Source organism: Geothrix sp. PMB-07 (genome assembly GCF_030758935.1).
GTDB lineage: Bacteria > Acidobacteriota > Holophagae > Holophagales > Holophagaceae > Geothrix.
Genome location: NZ_CP132333.1, coordinates 2,409,479 through 2,424,933, shown reverse-complemented (window position 1 = coordinate 2,424,933; position 15,455 = coordinate 2,409,479). Strand labels below are relative to the sequence as shown.

Here is a 15,455-nt window from a genome sequence, read left to right as displayed (position 1 = left end):
TGATGGCCCCACGTTCCCACGTTTCTCTGGTTCCCGCCTGTGTCCCTCCGCTTCGCCACTGAATCCCATGCCTCCCGGCGCCTGCTGGGGCGGCAGGACCCCCAGGACCTGCTGCCCCGGCGGATGCCGTGGATCATGGGCGGCATGGCGCTCTGGGCCCTGCTCATTCTGCTGAGGCTCATCTGGCTGCAGGGTGTGGAGCACAAGCGCTACCAGGCCAAGGCGGACCAGCAGCACACCACCATCGTGCCCGTGCCGCCCATCCGCGGGGAGCTGCGGGACCGGCGCGGTGAGCCCTTGGCCATCTCCATCAAGGTGGAAAGCCTCTTCGTCGATCCCCGCGTGTTCTACCCGGATTTCAAGGCGGGCAAGGGCGAGGAGCGCCACTGGGGCAATCCGGATCGAAAGGCCGCTTCTGAGATGGCCACCAAGCTGGCGCCCATCCTGGAGCAAACCAAGGCCCAGGTGCTGGAGAAGCTCCTGCGCAAGAAAACGTTCGTCTACCTGGAGCGGCACTTGCCGCCGGTGAAAGTAGCCGCCATCCGCGCCCTTGATCTGGATGGCATCGAGTTCCAGCCCGAGAGCCAGCGCTTCTACCCGCGTGGCAGCCTGGCGGCGCAGATCCTGGGCTTCACCAACATCGACGGCATCGGCCAGCTGGGCATCGAGCAGACCTACGACAAGCAGCTCTCCGGCGTGAAGGGCGAGCTCATCGCGCCCCGTGATGCCCACGGGAAGCTGCTCATTCTTCAGGAGAACTACAGCCAGATCCCCGTGAATGGCGCCTCGCTGCAATTGAGCCTGGATGCTTCCATCCAGCACATCGTGGAGAACGCGCTGGAAGAGGGCGTGCGGGTGTCGCGGCCCGCCACGGCCTACGCGGTGGTGGTGGATCCCCAGACCGGGGAGATCCTGGCCATCGCAGGTACGCCCACCTTCGATCCCAACCACATCCTGCCGAAGAAATTCCGCAACCGCGGCGAATCCGAACTGAGCGCCGCCGAGCGGGACGAACTGCGCCGCGAGTTGGAACGGCAGAAGGCCGCCCGCAAGGTGCATCCCATCGAGGATGTGTACGAACCCGGCTCCACCATGAAGATCTTCACCGCGGCCATCGCGCTGGAAGAGCGCAAGGTGCACCTGGGCGAAGGCATCGACTGCATGGGCGGACGCTGGCAGTACAGCACGAAGGCGCCGCCCATCACGGACACGCACCACCATGGCGTCCTGTCCTTTGAAGAGGTGCTCTGGCAGAGCTCCAACGTGGGCGCGGCCAAGATGGGCATCCGTCTTGATCCGGCCGTCCACTACTCGTACTTGCGCAAGTTCGGCTTCGGCGATGCGACCGGCCTGAACTTCCCTGGGGAAAGCGCCGGCCGCATGATCGCGCCGGACCGCTGGAGCGTGCCCACCCAGTACACCTTCTCCTACGGCTACGGACTGAACACCACCCCTTTGCAGATCCTCATGGCGGGCTGCGCCCTGGCCAACGGCGGCAAGCTCATGCAGCCCATCCTGGTGCAGCGCATCTACAACGACAAGGGTCTGCTGCTGAAGGAATTCAAACCCACGGTGCGGGGCCAGGTGCTGAGTGAGGAGACCGCGAACCTCATGAAGGAGGCCCTGAAAGGCGTCCTCACCCGCGGCACGGGCAAGCGGGCTCAGTTGGATAACGGCGTGGTGGCCTTCGGCAAAACCGGCACCAGCCGCAAGCTCATCGATGGCAAGTACGATCCCCGGCGTCACTTCGCGTCCTTCATGGGGTTCTTTCCCGCGGACAAGCCCCAGTACGGCGTGATGGTCATGCTGGACGATCCTGCCGGTGACACCACGGGTGGTGATGTGGCGGCCCCTCTCTTCAAGCGCATCGGCGACAACATCCTGCGCTTCCGCGAGACCTCGCCGGATCCTGATCGCGAGGCCGATCTGAAGCTCTCCCTGCGGGACTGGCCCGTGAGTGAAACCGATGAGGCCACCGTGCACGTGGAACGCGGCCGGGTGCCTGATCTCAAGGGTCTCAGCCTCAAGGCGGCCATCCACCGCGTGGTGCTGGTGGGCGGCACACCGCGGATCGAAGCGGCTCCGGGCAGCACGGCCACCCGCGTTCTCAGTCAGAGCCCCGATCCGGGCGCTCCGCTGGAGCCGGGCACCGTGGTGAAGATCAAGGCGGGCAACCCATGAACCTCGACACCCTCATCGATGGCATCGCCACGCGGCAGTCCGGGCCGGATGTGGAGGTGGTGGATCTCAGCAGCGACAGCCGCGACATCCGGCAGGGCTGGGCCTTCCTGGCCCTCAAGGGCGAAAAGGCGGATGGTGCGGCCTTCGTGCCCCAGGCGCTGGCCTTGGGCGCCAGCGCGGTGCTGAGCGAAGCTCCTGTGGAGGTGCCCGATACCGTGGCCGCCTGCACCTTCCTGGCCGACCCCCGATTGCGCATGGCAGAGATGGCCCGTCGGCTGCACGGCACGCCCGATGAGCATTTGGCGCTCATCGGCGTGACGGGCACCAATGGCAAGACCACCACCACTACCCTCATCCGCCAGCTCCTGCGGGGCGCAGGCATCGGCTGCGGGCTGGTGGGCACGGTGCTCAACGCCGCGGGCGATCAGGAAGAGGAGGCCGTCCGCACCACGCCGGAAAGCCCGGCCTTCTACCGCTGGCTGCGGCGCAGCGTGGAAGCAGGCGATGCGGCCTCGGCGGTGGAGGTGAGCAGCCATGCGCTGTGTCTTGGTCGAGTCCACGGCGCCCTGTTCAAAGTGGGGGTGTTCACCAACCTCACCCAGGATCATCTGGACTACCACGGCACTCTGGAGGCCTATTTCCAGGCCAAGGCGAGCTTGAGGAACCAATGCGGCCGCTTTCTGGTGAACGCCGATGACGCCTATGGCCGCCGTCTGCTGGAAGGCGGACGCTGCTGGAGCTACGCCATCGATCACGAGGCGGATTACCGTGCCACGGAATTGGAACTGGGCCCCACGGGCACCTGCTTCCGCCTGCAGGGGCTGCAGGGCGATTTCCGGGTGGAGAGCCCGCTGCTGGGCCGCTTCAATGCCTACAACCTGCTGGCTGCCCTCGCGGCCTGCGCGGAGGCGGGTTTCGACCTGAACCAGTTGTTGCCTGCAGTTGCCCACCTGACGGGCGCCCCAGGCCGCCTCGAGCGCGTGGATTGTGGCCAGCCTTTCGGAGTCATGGTGGATTACGCCCACACGCCGGATGCCCTGGAAAAGCTGCTGGCCGAGGGGCGGCGACTGCTGCCCCCGGGCGCGCGTCTGCACGTGCTCTTCGGCTGCGGTGGCGACCGGGACCGCGCCAAGCGCCCCCTCATGGCGGCCGCGGTCGCCGCGGGGGCGGACGTGCTTTGGCACACCAGCGACAATCCCCGCAGCGAAGACCCTGAACGCATCCTGGATGACGCCGCGCCGGGCATTCCCGAGGCCCTCCGCAACGACGCTTCCCGCTACCACCGCCACGCCGATCGGCGGGCCACCGTGGCCCAGGCCCTGGCGGACTGCCGCCCCGGCGACCTGCTGCTGCTGGCGGGGAAGGGGCATGAACCCTACCAGGAAATCCACGGCGTGAAGCATCCCTACAGCGATCGCGCCGCGGTGGAAGCCGCCCTGGGAAGCTCGCAGTGACCCGCATCCTCCGGGCCTCCGGGGCCGATTCGCCGGTGCTGCGGGAAGCCGCAGCCATCCTCTCATCGGGTGGGCTGGTGGCCTTTCCCACCGAGACCGTGTACGGGCTTGGGGCCGACGGGCTGAACGCCGACGCTGTGGCCAAGATCTACGCGGCCAAGGGGCGCCCAGCCACCAATCCGGTGATCCTCCATGTGGAGGGCATCGCCTCGGCGAAGGTGCTCGTTTCGCACTGGCCCGAGGTCGCCCAGCGGTTGGCCGAGCGCTTCTGGCCCGGGCCGCTCACCCTGGTGCTGCCTGCCTCGGCGCTAGTGCCGGCCATCGTGCGGGCGCAGGGCCCCAGCGTGGCGCTGCGCTGCCCATCCCACCGCCTGGCCCTGGCCCTCATCCGCGCCGTGGGCCGTCCCCTGGCCGCGCCCAGCGCCAACCGCAGCCAGCACCTGTCGCCCACCCGCCCCGAACACGTCGCTTCAAGCCTGGGCGAGGTGGTGGATCTGATCCTCGACGGCGGCCCCACCGAAGCGGGGCTGGAATCGACCATCCTCGATCTGAGCAGAGAACGCCCGCGTATCCTGCGGCCGGGGCCCATCGCCCCAGCGGACATCGAGGCCATCATCGGCCCGGTGGAGATCTGGGAAGGCGCCGTGAGGGCCGGGGAAGCGCAGGCGGCGCCGGGCATGGCGGAACGCCACTACGCACCCCGCGCGCGGCTGGAGCTGGTGGAACCAGGAACGGGCTGCCTCGTATCCGAAGGTCGCAGAGCCTACGTGGCTTTCGGCGCGCTGCCCCTGCTGCCTGAAGGGGTGCGGGGGATCAGCCTGCCCCTAGATGCCGAAGCGGTGGGGACACGCCTGTATGCGTTGCTGCACGACCTGGACGACGAAGGCTTCGACCGTATCTTGGTGGAGCAGCCCCCGGATGGCGAAGCCTGGATGGCGGTCCGGGATCGGTTGCGGCGGGCATCTGCAAAGGGGTCGGCATGAGCCAGTGGTCTCTGTTCCAGATCGCCTCCCATCTGGGGGGGGAGATCCTGGGTGAGGGTTCCGTGATGCCCAGCGCGCTCTCGCTGGACACGCGGACCCTCGTTCCCGGTGCCTGTTTCGTGGCCCTCCGGGCCGAGCGGGATGGCCATGAGTTCGCCGCCCAGGCCGTGGAGAAGGGCGCCGCCGCGCTGCTGGTGGACCATCCCCTGCCGTTGGAATGTCCGCAGCTGGTGGTGCCGGACACGCTGGTCGCGCTGCAGCATTGGGGCCAGGCGCGCCTGGAGGCGGTGCGGCCCAAGGTGGTGTTCGGCGTCACGGGGAGTGTCGGGAAGACCAGCACCAAGGAGTTGCTGGCCGCGGCCGTGGGCGGCTGGCAAACACCGGGCAACCGCAACAACACGCTGGGCCTGCCCGAGGCCCTGGCCACCCTGCCCGAGGGCCTTGGCGCCGCGGTGCTGGAAATGGGCATGAGCACGCCAGGGGAGATTCGACGGCTCACGGAAATCGCGCCGCTGGATGCGGGCTTGATCACCTTGGTGGGCACGGCGCACATCGAGAACTTCGCCAACGGGCAGGAGGGTGTCGCCGCGGCCAAGGGTGAGCTGGTGGCGGGCCTGAATCGGGGTGGCCTCTGGGCCCACCTGGCCACGGATGCCTGGTGCCGCTGGATCGCCGAACAGCCCTGGGCCCAGCATGCGCGAGCCCTTCCCGTGGGAGAGGGCCAGGCCTTTGGCTGGGAGGCGGTCGAATCCCTGGGAGCGGCAGGCGGGGCCTTCCACCTGCGAACCCCTTCGGGCCCGCTGCCCATCCGCCTCCAGCTCCCCGGGGAACATCAGATTCGCAACGCGGCCCTGGCTGCTGCCCTGGCCATCGCGTTGGGCTTTGACGCAGAGCGGGTGGCACGGGGCCTGGGCACCGTGACGCCAGAGCCGGGCCGAGGCCGCCTCCACAACCTTTCCAAGGGCGGCTGCCTCCTGGATGAAACCTACAACGCCAGCGTGGATTCGATTCTGGCCTGCGCCCGGGCCCTGCTGCAGCTGCCCGGCGGCGAGGCGGTGGCCGTGCTGGGCTCCATGCGGGAACTGGGGAGCGAAGCCGCGCGCCTCCACCGGGAGACAGGTGCGGCCCTCAAGGTCCTCGGCTTATCGAGGCTCTGGGTCTATGGAGAATTCGCTGAAGAGCTGGCGGAGGGCTTCGGCCAGCGGGCCCAGGCCTTTCCGGATTTCGAGTCCCTGCGCGACGATGCAGCTGGGCTCTCCGCAATTCCGCCCGGAGCCCGTATCCTGGTGAAGGGAAGCCGATTCTGGCGCGCCGAACGCGCCGTGGAATGGCTTCTCGCCCGCTGACTCACCGCACACCGCACCTGGACGACTCATGCTGCCTTGGCTTCTCTTTCCCTACCGCGACCTCGTCCCGGGCTTTTCCGTCTTCCGCTACGTGACCTTCCGCACGGCCATGGCCGCGGCCACGGCCATGGTGCTCAGCCTGCTGCTGGGACCCTGGGTGATCCGCACCCTGACGGCCCTGAAAATGGGCCAGCACATCCGGGACGTGGGCCCGGAGAACCACCAGAAGAAGGCGGGCACGCCCACCATGGGCGGCATCCTGGTGCTGCTGGTGATCACGGTTTCGACGCTGCTGTGGTGTGATCTGAAGAGTGGCGCCATTTGGGTGGCGCTCTTGGCGCTGGTGGGATTCGGCACGGTCGGCGCCTTTGACGATGCGCAGAAGCTGCTCAAGAAGCAGAACCTGGGCCTCACCAGCTGGCAGAAGATGGCGCTGCTCACGGGCATCTCGCTGCTGGTGGCCTGGCTCATCCTGCATTTCGGTCTCCGGGGTTCGGCCACGAGCCAGCTCTCGGTGCCCTTTTTCAAGAACTTCCGGCCCAACGTGGGCATCTTCCTCATCCCCTGGATCTGGCTGGTGATGGTGGGCACCAGCAATGCCGTGAATCTCACGGATGGCCTGGATGGCCTTGCCATTGGCGGCACGCTCATCGTGTCGCTCACCTTCGCCATCCTGGCCTACATCGTGGGCCACGCGAAAATTGCGGCATACCTGGTGGTGCCGCATGTGCCTGGCGGTGCCGAACTGTCCGTGTTCATGGGGGCCATGGCCGGGGCCTGCCTGGGCTTCCTGTGGTACAACGCCCATCCGGCGGAAGTGTTCATGGGCGACACGGGTTCACTGGCCCTGGGTGGCGCGCTGGGTACGGTGGCGGTGGTGATCAAGCAGGAGCTGCTGCTGGTCATCGCGGGGGGGCTCTTCGTGCTGGAGGCCGTGAGCGTCATTTTGCAGGTGGGCAGCTTCAAGCTGCGCGGCGGCAAGCGCATCTTCCGCATGGCCCCCTTCCACCATCACCTGGAGCTGGGCGGCCTGCAGGAAACCAAGGTCGTCATCCGCATGTGGATCACGGCCATCGTGTGCTCCATCCTGGCGCTCAGCTCTCTGAAGCTGCGATAGAACCCACGAGAGGCCGGGGCTGCGTGGGCCAGGGCTGACCCAGGACGTAGCCCTGACCCCAGGGCACGTCCGCGTCGAGAATGGCTTGGAGTTCTTCCAGGGTTTCGATGCCTTCGGCGATGAAGCCGATGCACATTCGCTCGGCGAAGTGCGAGAGGGCGTTCAGAAGTGCGGCCTGATAGGGGCGGCGGTGCACCTGTTCCACCAGGCTGCGGTCGGCCTTGATGAAATCCGGAGCGAGCCGCGCCATGTGCGTGAGGCTGGCCACGCCCGCGCCTAGATCATCCACCGCCACCTGAAGGCCCAGATCTCGCAGACGGTTCGCGTAGCCCTGCAGCGCCTCAAGATCGTGGACGCCTTGCGATTCCGTGAATTCCATGACCACTCGCTCAGCTGCGAAGGGCAGGGCTTCCAGCCAACGGGGCAGGCTCTCCCAGAAGCCCGGTGCTTCGAGGCTCACCGGTTCTAGATTCACGAAGTGCAGGTAGCTGGCGTCGCCGGTGCGCGTCAGGGTTTGAAAGGTGGATTCTAGGAATTTCAAATCCAGAAGGAGCCGGTCCGTGGGACTGAGCGCCGGATCCTGCAGCAGCGGGCCTACCGCATGAGCACGGCCATCGGCATCGATGTGCCGGGCGAGGTACTCGCGGGCCATGAGTCGGTTGTCGCTGAGCCGGTACATGGGCTGCACGTGCGGCACGATGATGCCTTCGCCACTCAACATGCTTTCCAGAATGCCCTTGGGCATGTTCACTCCGCACTCAATCCATGGGGCACGCTGTCATTGTAGCGTGGGCGCTGAGGGAAATGCCTGTCGCATCTGCACGCAGGTGGGGCTTTCACATCCATCTACAGGCTTCTAGTCTGAAAGGAGGAGGCGGCATGCGCACCGTGGTCATGGGAGCGGGACGGTCTGGATTGGCGGCGGCGCGCCATCTGGCGAAGCGTGGACAGGCGGTGCTGATCACGGATAAGCGCCCGGATCCCGGGCCTGTCCTGGAGGCTGAACTGACCCTCGCAGGCATCCCAGGTGTATGGGGAGATCATCCCTTCGTACTATTGGAAGACTGCGAGGAGATGATCCTCAGCCCTGGCATTTCCCGCCGGGTGCCTTTCGTGGCTGCAGCCATCGAGCAAGGCATTCCCGTGATTGGCGAAGTGGAACTGGCCCATCGGGTGCTGCGGGAACGTGCTGACGGCAGCCGCGTGCTCGCCGTGACGGGTACCAATGGGAAGAGCACCACCACGGATCTGGTGGCACACCTGCTCAATGCCTCGGGCATCCCGTCTGTCGCGTGCGGCAACCTGGGCACGCCGATGATCGAGGCGGTGGAAGCGGCCGCGCCAGCCACGGTGTTCGTGGTGGAGCTGAGCAGCTACCAGCTGGAATCCACGCGAGCCTTTCACGCGGAAGGCGCAGCCTTTCTCAACCTCACGCCGGATCACCTCGCCCGCCACGGCACCATGGAGGTGTATCGCCAAACCAAGTTGCGCATCTTCGAAGGGCAGGACGCCGCGGACCTCCGGGTGGTTCCAGCGGCGCATCCGGAATGGTGGGAAGATGCCCCGGGATCCGCGAGGACAGCTCGTTTCGGCTGGTCGGAATGCGAGGCGTGGTGCGATGCTTCGGGCCTCCTCCACCTGCATGGCGAGCCGCTGATTTCCAGGACGGAGCTGCTCATTCCCGGCGATCACAACGTGGAAAACGCCCTGGTCGCATGCCTGTTGGCGAGCCACATGGGCGCATCGCACGCAAGTCTGCGTGAGGGATTGAAGAGCTATCCGGGCCTCGCCCATCGCATCGCCTTTTGCGGCGAGAAGGACGGCGTGAAGGCCTACAACGATTCCAAAGGCACCAACGTGGATGCCACGCTGACGGCCATCCGTGCCCTTCCAGGGCCCCTGGTGCTGCTGCTGGGTGGCACCGACAAGGGAGCCAGTTACCAACCCCTGCGCGAGGCCCTTGTCGGCAAACTGCGTCGCCTGATTTTCCTGGGAGAGGCCATTCCTCAACTCAAAAGGGACCTGGCGGATCTGCCTCATGAGGTGGTGCCCGGCTTTGATGACGCGGTTCGCGCCGCCTTCAGCTCGGCGCAGCCCGGTGACCAGGTGCTGCTCAGTCCAGCCTGTGCCAGCTTTGATCAGTTCGATAATTTTGAACAGCGCGGAGACCGGTTTGAGATGCTGGCCAAAACGTGGTGCCAGCCCTCGACGCTGGCCTGAGGAGTCGCCATGCGGCGGGTCGTCCTGACTCTGACCGTTCTTGGGATGCTGGGCGCCCAGGTTCCAGCGCCACGTCCCACTACCGACACCTTCGCTGGTTTGCGCTTTCTGGAAGGCGAGTGGAAGGGGGAGAGCGCCGGCCTCACTGGCCCATCTTCGGGCGCCGCCATCTTCCGGTTCGACCTGGAGGGCCGTGTCTGCACCCGCCGAAGCTACGCTGACACCGCGGCCACGAACGGCCGCCCCGCCTCGCATCATGAAGATCTCATGACGGTATTCTCCGAAGGCGGCCAGCTGAAGGCCCTGTACGTGGACAACGAGGATCATGTCATCCACTACCTGGTAACTTCGGGGCCCACGGGTGTGACGTTCACCAGTGAAGCGGCTCCCGGTCCGAGGTTTCGCCTGAGCTACGTTTCGAAGTCGGCATCCGTGGTGACGGTGCGCTTCGAAATCGCGCCGCCCCAGACGCCGGAGGCCTTCAAGATCTATCTGGAAGCGGACACGCGCAAGGTGAAGTGACGCGTTCCTTCATGACATGAAAACGGTCCCCGGATCCGGGGGCCGTTCTTTGCGCAAAGAAAGGCTACGCCTTGGAAGGCGGCGGTTGCGTCCAGAAGCGCGGAGGGGCATAGCAGATGACCATGAGGAGCAGCTGGCTGACGCAGAACACGGTAAGGGCCATGAAGGCCTTGTCCATGAAGCCGTAGGAGTGCAAGCCGACGCCCAGCATGTTCACCCCGAACCAGGATAGGGCGGTGATGATGTTGCCGAAGATGGCCATCACCATGAGGCCACGATCGCGCACATAGCCGCCCAGGCGGGCGTGGAGGATGATGGCGTTCCACAGCACGATGAGCAGGGCGCCGTTCTCCTTGGGATCCCAGCCCCAGAAGCGGCCCCAGGACTGATCGGCCCAGATGCCGCCCAGCACGGTGCCCACGAAGCTGAAGAAGAGGGAGAAGCAGATGATGCCGTAGGCCATGTCGACCAGGGCCTTGTCCGCCTCGACGTCGGGCTTGGCAGCGATGTGCTTGCGCAGGGCGTAGGCGATGGCGAGGGTGCCAGCGAGGAAGGTGCCGGCATAGCCAATGGTGATGGTCACCACGTGGGTGGCCAGCCAGAAATTGGAATCCAGCACGGCGCGCATCATCTCCATGGTGTCGCCTTCGGTGCCCAGGTTCTGGGCCACGATGAGGGAGGCGAAACCCGCGGCGGAGGCCACGGCGGTGCCGAAGCCTTTGCGGTACATCCGCTCGATGATGAGGCCCAGGATCACCGCACCCCAGCCCACGAAGATGGCGGAGGAGTAGAGGTTGGTGACTGGTGGGCGCCCCTGGAGGATGATGCGGGCGGCCAGACCCAGGGTGTGGACGATGGCGCCGGAGAAGAGCAGGGCGTAAGCCGTGGGCCGCAGAAGCTCGGGCTTGTAGATCCAGGAAATGCAGAGCGTGAGGAAGGCCACGAAGTAGATGGACAGGCCCACGAAGAAGGGCTGGGCACGGTTGAAGACGACTTCGTTGGAGGCATGGGCCAGAGCGCCGGGTGTCAGCTGGGATACCACGGCGTTCATGTCGTTGAGGGTCTGGTTGAAGGTGGCCGTGTCATTGGCCACATAGGCGGCATTGAGTTTGGCCAGGGGGATCAGGCCAGGGTGCAACGGAGCGCCCGCCTGGCTGGCGCTGAGGGCCTGGCCCACGTTCTGCCAGCCTTCGGGACCAGCGCCAGCAGGGGGTGGCAGCATGCGGAACTGGGCCAGCTGCATGAGGTCCTGATGGCGCAGGGTGGCATCGGGCGAGCCCAGCGACTGCAGTTCCCATCCAAGGCCAGGGGAGCCCGCCAGCTGCAGCGTGTTCCGCAGCTTGTAGTAGAGGTAGACGCGGTCGAACAGGTTGACGATGGCGCTTTGGAAACGGGTGCGCTTCTGGGCCGCGATGGGCTGGGCGTTGGAGGCCTGCTTCTGGATTTCCTCCAGGTGGGAGGAGAGATCCGCGAAGCTGAAGTAGTTGCGGTTCTTGGTCTGCTTGGCGCCGATGAGGCCGATGACATCGGGATCGTCGATGACGAAGATGGCCTGCTGATCGGCCACCTGGGGCCGGAACAGCACGTCGAGAATCCACTCATCGGGGCCCACCATGCGGTTGTCATGCCGGAAGCCCTGGCGGCTGTGGATCACCAGCAGGGAATTGCGGGCCAGTGAATCGAGCGGCTTGACGCGGCCGCCTTCCAGGATGGGCAGGGTGCCGAAGCCGCTGACATCGAAGCCGCGGGCCTTGCCCGCAGGCAGGGCGAAGATGAGGGCGATGACGAGCGCCAGCGCACCCGCGCCCCAGGCGAGGTATTTCTGCACGAAGGTCATGATCAGCCCTCCTTCTTGTCCTGGCGGCGCTTCAAGGAGCGGCGCAGGACGATGGCGAAGTGCACGAGCAGGCCCAGAGAGACCAGCACGCACGACACATAGGGGAGAAGCCAGCCGGGATTTTCAACCACGGAAAGGACGGACAGCGTATCGTTCTTGCCAAAACTCGCCTGGTAGAAAGTCTTGCCCTCGTACCGCAGCGGCTGGTTCATGTAGATGAGCACCTCGCGGGATTCCTTCTGCGAAGGGTTCACCACCTGAACCAGGCTGGAGAAATTCTTGGGGATGTCGGTGCCGGGATAGACGTCGTGGCGGAACTGCTTGAGCGTGAATGCGTAGGGCAGGTACTGGCGGCGCAGGCGCATGGTGAGCGTGTAGGTGTGTCCTTCATGGGTGAAGGACTGGGGGGCACCAATGGCCACGGAGGCCAGCCAGATGCCGTAGCTGCGGCCACCGGCCACGGGTTCGACAAAGGCCGAGGTCTGGTTCATCTCGTTGTCGACGGACACCACGGGCGCTTCCACCACGGACACGCCGGGCCCCACACCCATGGTGGCCATGGAGGGAGGTGCGCCAGGTGCAAGGTTGCTGAGCTGGGCATTGCGGAAGAATCGCTTCACCTTGAGGGTGATGGGTGTGCCAGGAACGGCGATATCACCGCCCTTGGACAGGAGGGAGTCCGGCACGGAGTACACTTCATCCCAAAGGGGGTCGGTGACATCGATGACGGCCAGTTCCATCTCTTTGTAGCTCTGCACGTAGTTGACGGTCTGGCCCACCTCGATGGACATGTTGGTGTCCACCTGCATCATGCCGGCCACGAATTCGCCCGCGAAGAGCACCACCAGCCCCGCGTGGACCAGCCACATGCCTGACTTCTGCCAGGTGAGCTTGATGTCCAGCGTCTTGGCGATGAGATTGAAGGTGAGCAGAAGGCCCACCAGAGCGCCGCCGGGGAAGGGCAGGCGAAGCAGGAGGGGCTGGTTCCAGACGATGAAGGTGCGCATGTAGGCGTTCACGGCGCCCTGGGTGCCCATCTCCACCTGGGCCAGGGTGCACAAGACCACCAGGCACATGAGCAGGCCCAGCAGTACGATGGTCAGCTGAAAGGACTTGAGGAAGGACCAGAAGCGGGAGAGGAGTGTCTTAATCAAGGTGGAGGCTCCCCAGGATGGTCATGAAATCGGGCTTGGCCTTGGCCACGGGATCGGCATCGCCATTCAGCTTCAGGAACCAAGTGTTGCCATCCGGTGTGGCGATGGTGCCCGTCACCATGCGGCTCCTGGTCTGACCCTCGCTGGTGAAGTCATAGACGCTCACAACGCCGGCCTTCGACTTGACCGTGGTGCGCGCCTTGGCCAGGGAGGCTTCGTCCATGGCAGGCAGGCCGATCTGGCCGCGCCAGCGGTTCACGTTGGCCAGTTCCCCTCCCGCGGGGCCAGGCAGCACCACCACCGTGGCTTCCACCTTCCCTTGAACGGGAGCCTTGAAGGTGGCGAAGCGCATGCCGCCGCCGGGCAGCTCGCTCCAGCCCTTGGGCAGCGACCACTTCAGCGAACCCCTGGGCGTTGGGGGCGGTGGCACGTTGGCCGCGGGCTCCTGCCTGGCAGGCATGCTGCCGGGCATGGGCATGGCCTCCTCCGCATGGCCCGGATGATCAGGGTGGGAGGACTCTGCCTCTTTGGGCACACGGTAGTGGGCCACCTGATCAGACCTGCATCCAATGGCCAGGCTGAGCAGCCCAAGGCCGAGGACAAGGGGAGTCCCGAGCAGGGCGTGACGGAAACGACGGGGGATGGTCGACGGCTTCGACAAGGGGCTCCTCGGATTGAACACTCCAGCATAGCTGACCTTCCCGTGTCTGGACAGGTCGATATCGCTTAAGCTCTATAATTTAAAAGGCTTAACGGTGAGATCAATGGCCTGGGCCAAGCGGTGGTCCAGCTCTGTGATGCCGCCCGCGTCGTGGGTGGTCAAGGTGATTCGCACATAGCCCCAGCCGAAGGCGATGTCTGGATGGTGGTTCAGGTCTTCGGCCGGTCCCACCAGAGCGCTGACAAGGTTGTAGGCGGTCAGGAAGTCCGGTGTCTTGAAGGTGCGGACCAGGGTGCCGTCGATCTCGATCCAGCTCATGACAGGGCCTCCAATGCCGCAAGCTCCGCCTGAAGCAGCCACTCGCCAGGGTACTTCATGGCCCGCTCCCGCAAGGCGTTCAAACGTTCCAGGTCCATCGATCCGCCCCGGCGAAGGCGATCTGTCTCGACATAGAGGTCGGCCAGCTCCATTGGCAGGGCCGCAGCCTTGCGGTCCCGCGCCTGGGCCTCGGCTTCCCCTTCGGCCAGGGCTGAATGATCGCCGAACCACTGATCCCAGGAACCCGGATCGGCCGGTCCGCCGGCCACGGAAGGCAGGGCGCCGCTGAGGAACAGCAGCGCCCAACTGGGCAGGTCCAGGGGCCGCCCGTCCTGGTGGCCTCGCAGGTTGATCACTTCGTGCTCGCCCACGCGGAAGCCCGTGAGGAAGAGGCCCGAGGGCAGATCCAGGCTGAAGGCGCCGCGATGAGGGAGAGCGCCGCTGCCGAAGGCCACCAGGGCCTCGCCGGGCCAGGGGCGATCAAGGGCCTGGCCTTGACGGGAGATCTGGATGGGGCCTTCCACCCGCGCCAGGGCTGTGCGCAGGCCGGGCGCCAGTTCGCTGCGGGAAGGGATGCGCGCCACGACCTTGCCCGTGAGCTCAAGGCCGCCATCCAGCACCAGGTGGTTCACGGTGCGGGCCCGAAGGGCTTCTTCCAGGCCATGGTCGCCGCCGCGGCGCCAGCCCAGCGTGGCCTCGAAGGCTTCCAGCACCTCGAAAAGGTGGTCGAAATCGCGGGCCACGAAGAGCTGCGGTTGCATGCGGGTGATGTCGTATTCCGTATCCGCGCAGACGAGGCTCAAGGGCACCTTCCGCACCGCATCTGTGAGGCAGTGCGCGGCTTCACCGAGGCTACTCAGCAGGCCTGCGCCGTAGAGCTTCGGGTCGGACAGCGCGCCCACCAGGCCGTACTCCGCAGTCCACCAGTAGAGGCGGCTGGCCTTGGTGCTTTCACTGACGTAGCGGCGGCTGGCGCTGGCGGCTGACAGTCGCTCCTGGGCGAGTCGCAGCTCCTCTTCGGTGGCTGCGGGATCCTCCTTCACCACGCTGAGGTTGCGGATGGCCTCGTAGACGGCCTGATCTTCCACGGAGGCGATGGCGCGGAACCCGACCTCGCCGCAGCGCTTCAGGTATTCCGCATAGCGGTGGTCGGCCAGGATGGGGGCATGGCCCGCGCTTTCGTGGACGATGTCCGGCGCTGGGGTGTATTCGAGGTGCTCGTGGCTGCGGATGTCGGCGGCCACCGCCAGCACGCCCAGCGACTGCAGCTCGGTGAACACCGCCGGGGGGATGAAACCCCGCACGCCCACCGCGCACCAGCCAAGGGTTTCGAGCTTCTCGTTCATCTCATCCAGACTGGGAATGCGGTCGAGGCCGATGCCTGTCGCCGCAAGGCCGGACAAGTAGCTCGCATGGGCCGTGTCCTTCAACCGCTCGGTGAGCTGCCGGAGGATGTGGCGCCACACGGCGTGATCGCGCGGGGTGTAGGCCTCGTGGATCTGATCCACCACAAAGCGGCGCAGGTGCGCGGGCAGGCGCTGGATGGCGCGCTGGGTCGGGGTAGGGGTGGCGACAGCTGTGAGGGACAAAGGGAACTCCGGGATGTCCCCAGCCTAGTGTCCGAACAGATAGGCGGAAATCCAAAAAATTATGAATGAATCG

At 65.9% G+C, this 15,455-nt stretch carries 13 protein-coding genes; 7 read left to right on the top strand and 6 right to left on the bottom strand.

The window, feature by feature from the left end:
* Window positions 1–39: 39 nt before the first annotated feature.
* The 5 genes from Q9293_RS10765 to mraY are packed head-to-tail and all read left to right on the top strand — an operon-like array spanning window position 40 to window position 7,081.
* Window positions 40–2,181, top strand: a complete 2,142-nt coding sequence (locus Q9293_RS10765; protein WP_306246304.1) for a penicillin-binding transpeptidase domain-containing protein — start codon at window positions 40–42, stop codon at window positions 2,179–2,181.
* Window positions 2,178–3,635, top strand: a complete 1,458-nt coding sequence (locus tag Q9293_RS10760; RefSeq protein ID WP_306246303.1) for a UDP-N-acetylmuramoyl-L-alanyl-D-glutamate--2,6-diaminopimelate ligase — start codon at window positions 2,178–2,180, stop codon at window positions 3,633–3,635. Before Q9293_RS10765 ends, Q9293_RS10760 begins: the two co-directional genes overlap by 4 nt.
* Window positions 3,632–4,618 carry an L-threonylcarbamoyladenylate synthase gene (locus tag Q9293_RS10755; protein ID WP_306246301.1) on the top strand — a complete coding sequence of 329 codons (987 nt, stop codon included), beginning with the start codon at window positions 3,632–3,634 and terminating at the stop codon, window positions 4,616–4,618. Before Q9293_RS10760 ends, Q9293_RS10755 begins: the two co-directional genes overlap by 4 nt.
* Window positions 4,615–5,964: a UDP-N-acetylmuramoyl-tripeptide--D-alanyl-D-alanine ligase gene (murF, locus tag Q9293_RS10750; protein ID WP_306246299.1), complete on the top strand. Its 1,350-nt coding sequence runs from the start codon at window positions 4,615–4,617 to the stop codon at window positions 5,962–5,964. Before Q9293_RS10755 ends, murF begins: the two co-directional genes overlap by 4 nt.
* Before the next feature lie 28 nt (window positions 5,965–5,992).
* Window positions 5,993–7,081 carry a phospho-N-acetylmuramoyl-pentapeptide-transferase gene (mraY, locus tag Q9293_RS10745; protein ID WP_306246297.1) on the top strand — a complete coding sequence of 363 codons (1,089 nt, stop codon included), beginning with the start codon at window positions 5,993–5,995 and terminating at the stop codon, window positions 7,079–7,081.
* Here mraY and Q9293_RS10740 read toward each other — a convergent pair.
* A complete protein-coding gene (locus Q9293_RS10740) occupies window positions 7,059–7,826 on the bottom strand; it encodes an EAL domain-containing protein (RefSeq protein WP_306246295.1) in 768 nt (255 codons plus the stop codon). The genes mraY and Q9293_RS10740 overlap by 23 nt on opposite strands.
* 134 nt (window positions 7,827–7,960) lie before the next feature.
* Here Q9293_RS10740 and murD point away from each other — a divergent pair, with 134 nt between their 5' ends.
* Window positions 7,961–9,301, top strand: a complete 1,341-nt coding sequence (gene murD / locus Q9293_RS10735) for a UDP-N-acetylmuramoyl-L-alanine--D-glutamate ligase (RefSeq protein WP_306246292.1) — start codon at window positions 7,961–7,963, stop codon at window positions 9,299–9,301.
* 9 nt (window positions 9,302–9,310) lie between these two features.
* A complete protein-coding gene (locus Q9293_RS10730; RefSeq protein ID WP_306246290.1) occupies window positions 9,311–9,823 on the top strand; it encodes a hypothetical protein in 513 nt (170 codons plus the stop codon).
* A gap of 64 nt (window positions 9,824–9,887) precedes the next feature.
* On the opposite strand, the gene Q9293_RS10725 is transcribed toward Q9293_RS10730, so the two are convergent.
* The 5 genes from Q9293_RS10725 to Q9293_RS10705 all read right to left on the bottom strand — a co-directional run bounded on the left by Q9293_RS10725 (window position 9,888) and on the right by Q9293_RS10705 (window position 15,382).
* Window positions 9,888–11,660 (bottom strand): cytochrome c biogenesis protein, encoded by a 1,773-nt coding sequence (locus Q9293_RS10725; RefSeq protein WP_306246288.1) that lies wholly within the window; start codon window positions 11,658–11,660, stop codon window positions 9,888–9,890.
* A 2-nt stretch (window positions 11,661–11,662) separates the two neighbouring features.
* Window positions 11,663–12,814: a cytochrome c biogenesis protein ResB gene (locus tag Q9293_RS10720; protein ID WP_306246286.1), complete on the bottom strand. Its 1,152-nt coding sequence runs from the start codon at window positions 12,812–12,814 to the stop codon at window positions 11,663–11,665.
* Entirely contained in the window at window positions 12,807–13,475 is a 669-nt protein-coding gene (locus tag Q9293_RS10715; RefSeq protein ID WP_306246284.1) for a hypothetical protein, read from the bottom strand. The genes Q9293_RS10720 and Q9293_RS10715 overlap by 8 nt, the downstream gene beginning before the upstream one ends.
* 72 nt (window positions 13,476–13,547) lie before the next feature.
* On the bottom strand, window positions 13,548–13,793 hold the full coding sequence (locus Q9293_RS10710; protein ID WP_306246281.1) for a 4a-hydroxytetrahydrobiopterin dehydratase: 246 nt from the start codon (window positions 13,791–13,793) through the stop codon (window positions 13,548–13,550).
* Window positions 13,790–15,382: an aromatic amino acid hydroxylase gene (locus tag Q9293_RS10705; protein ID WP_306246279.1), complete on the bottom strand. Its 1,593-nt coding sequence runs from the start codon at window positions 15,380–15,382 to the stop codon at window positions 13,790–13,792. Before Q9293_RS10705 ends, Q9293_RS10710 begins: the two co-directional genes overlap by 4 nt.
* Between the last annotated feature and the right edge of the window lie 73 nt (window positions 15,383–15,455).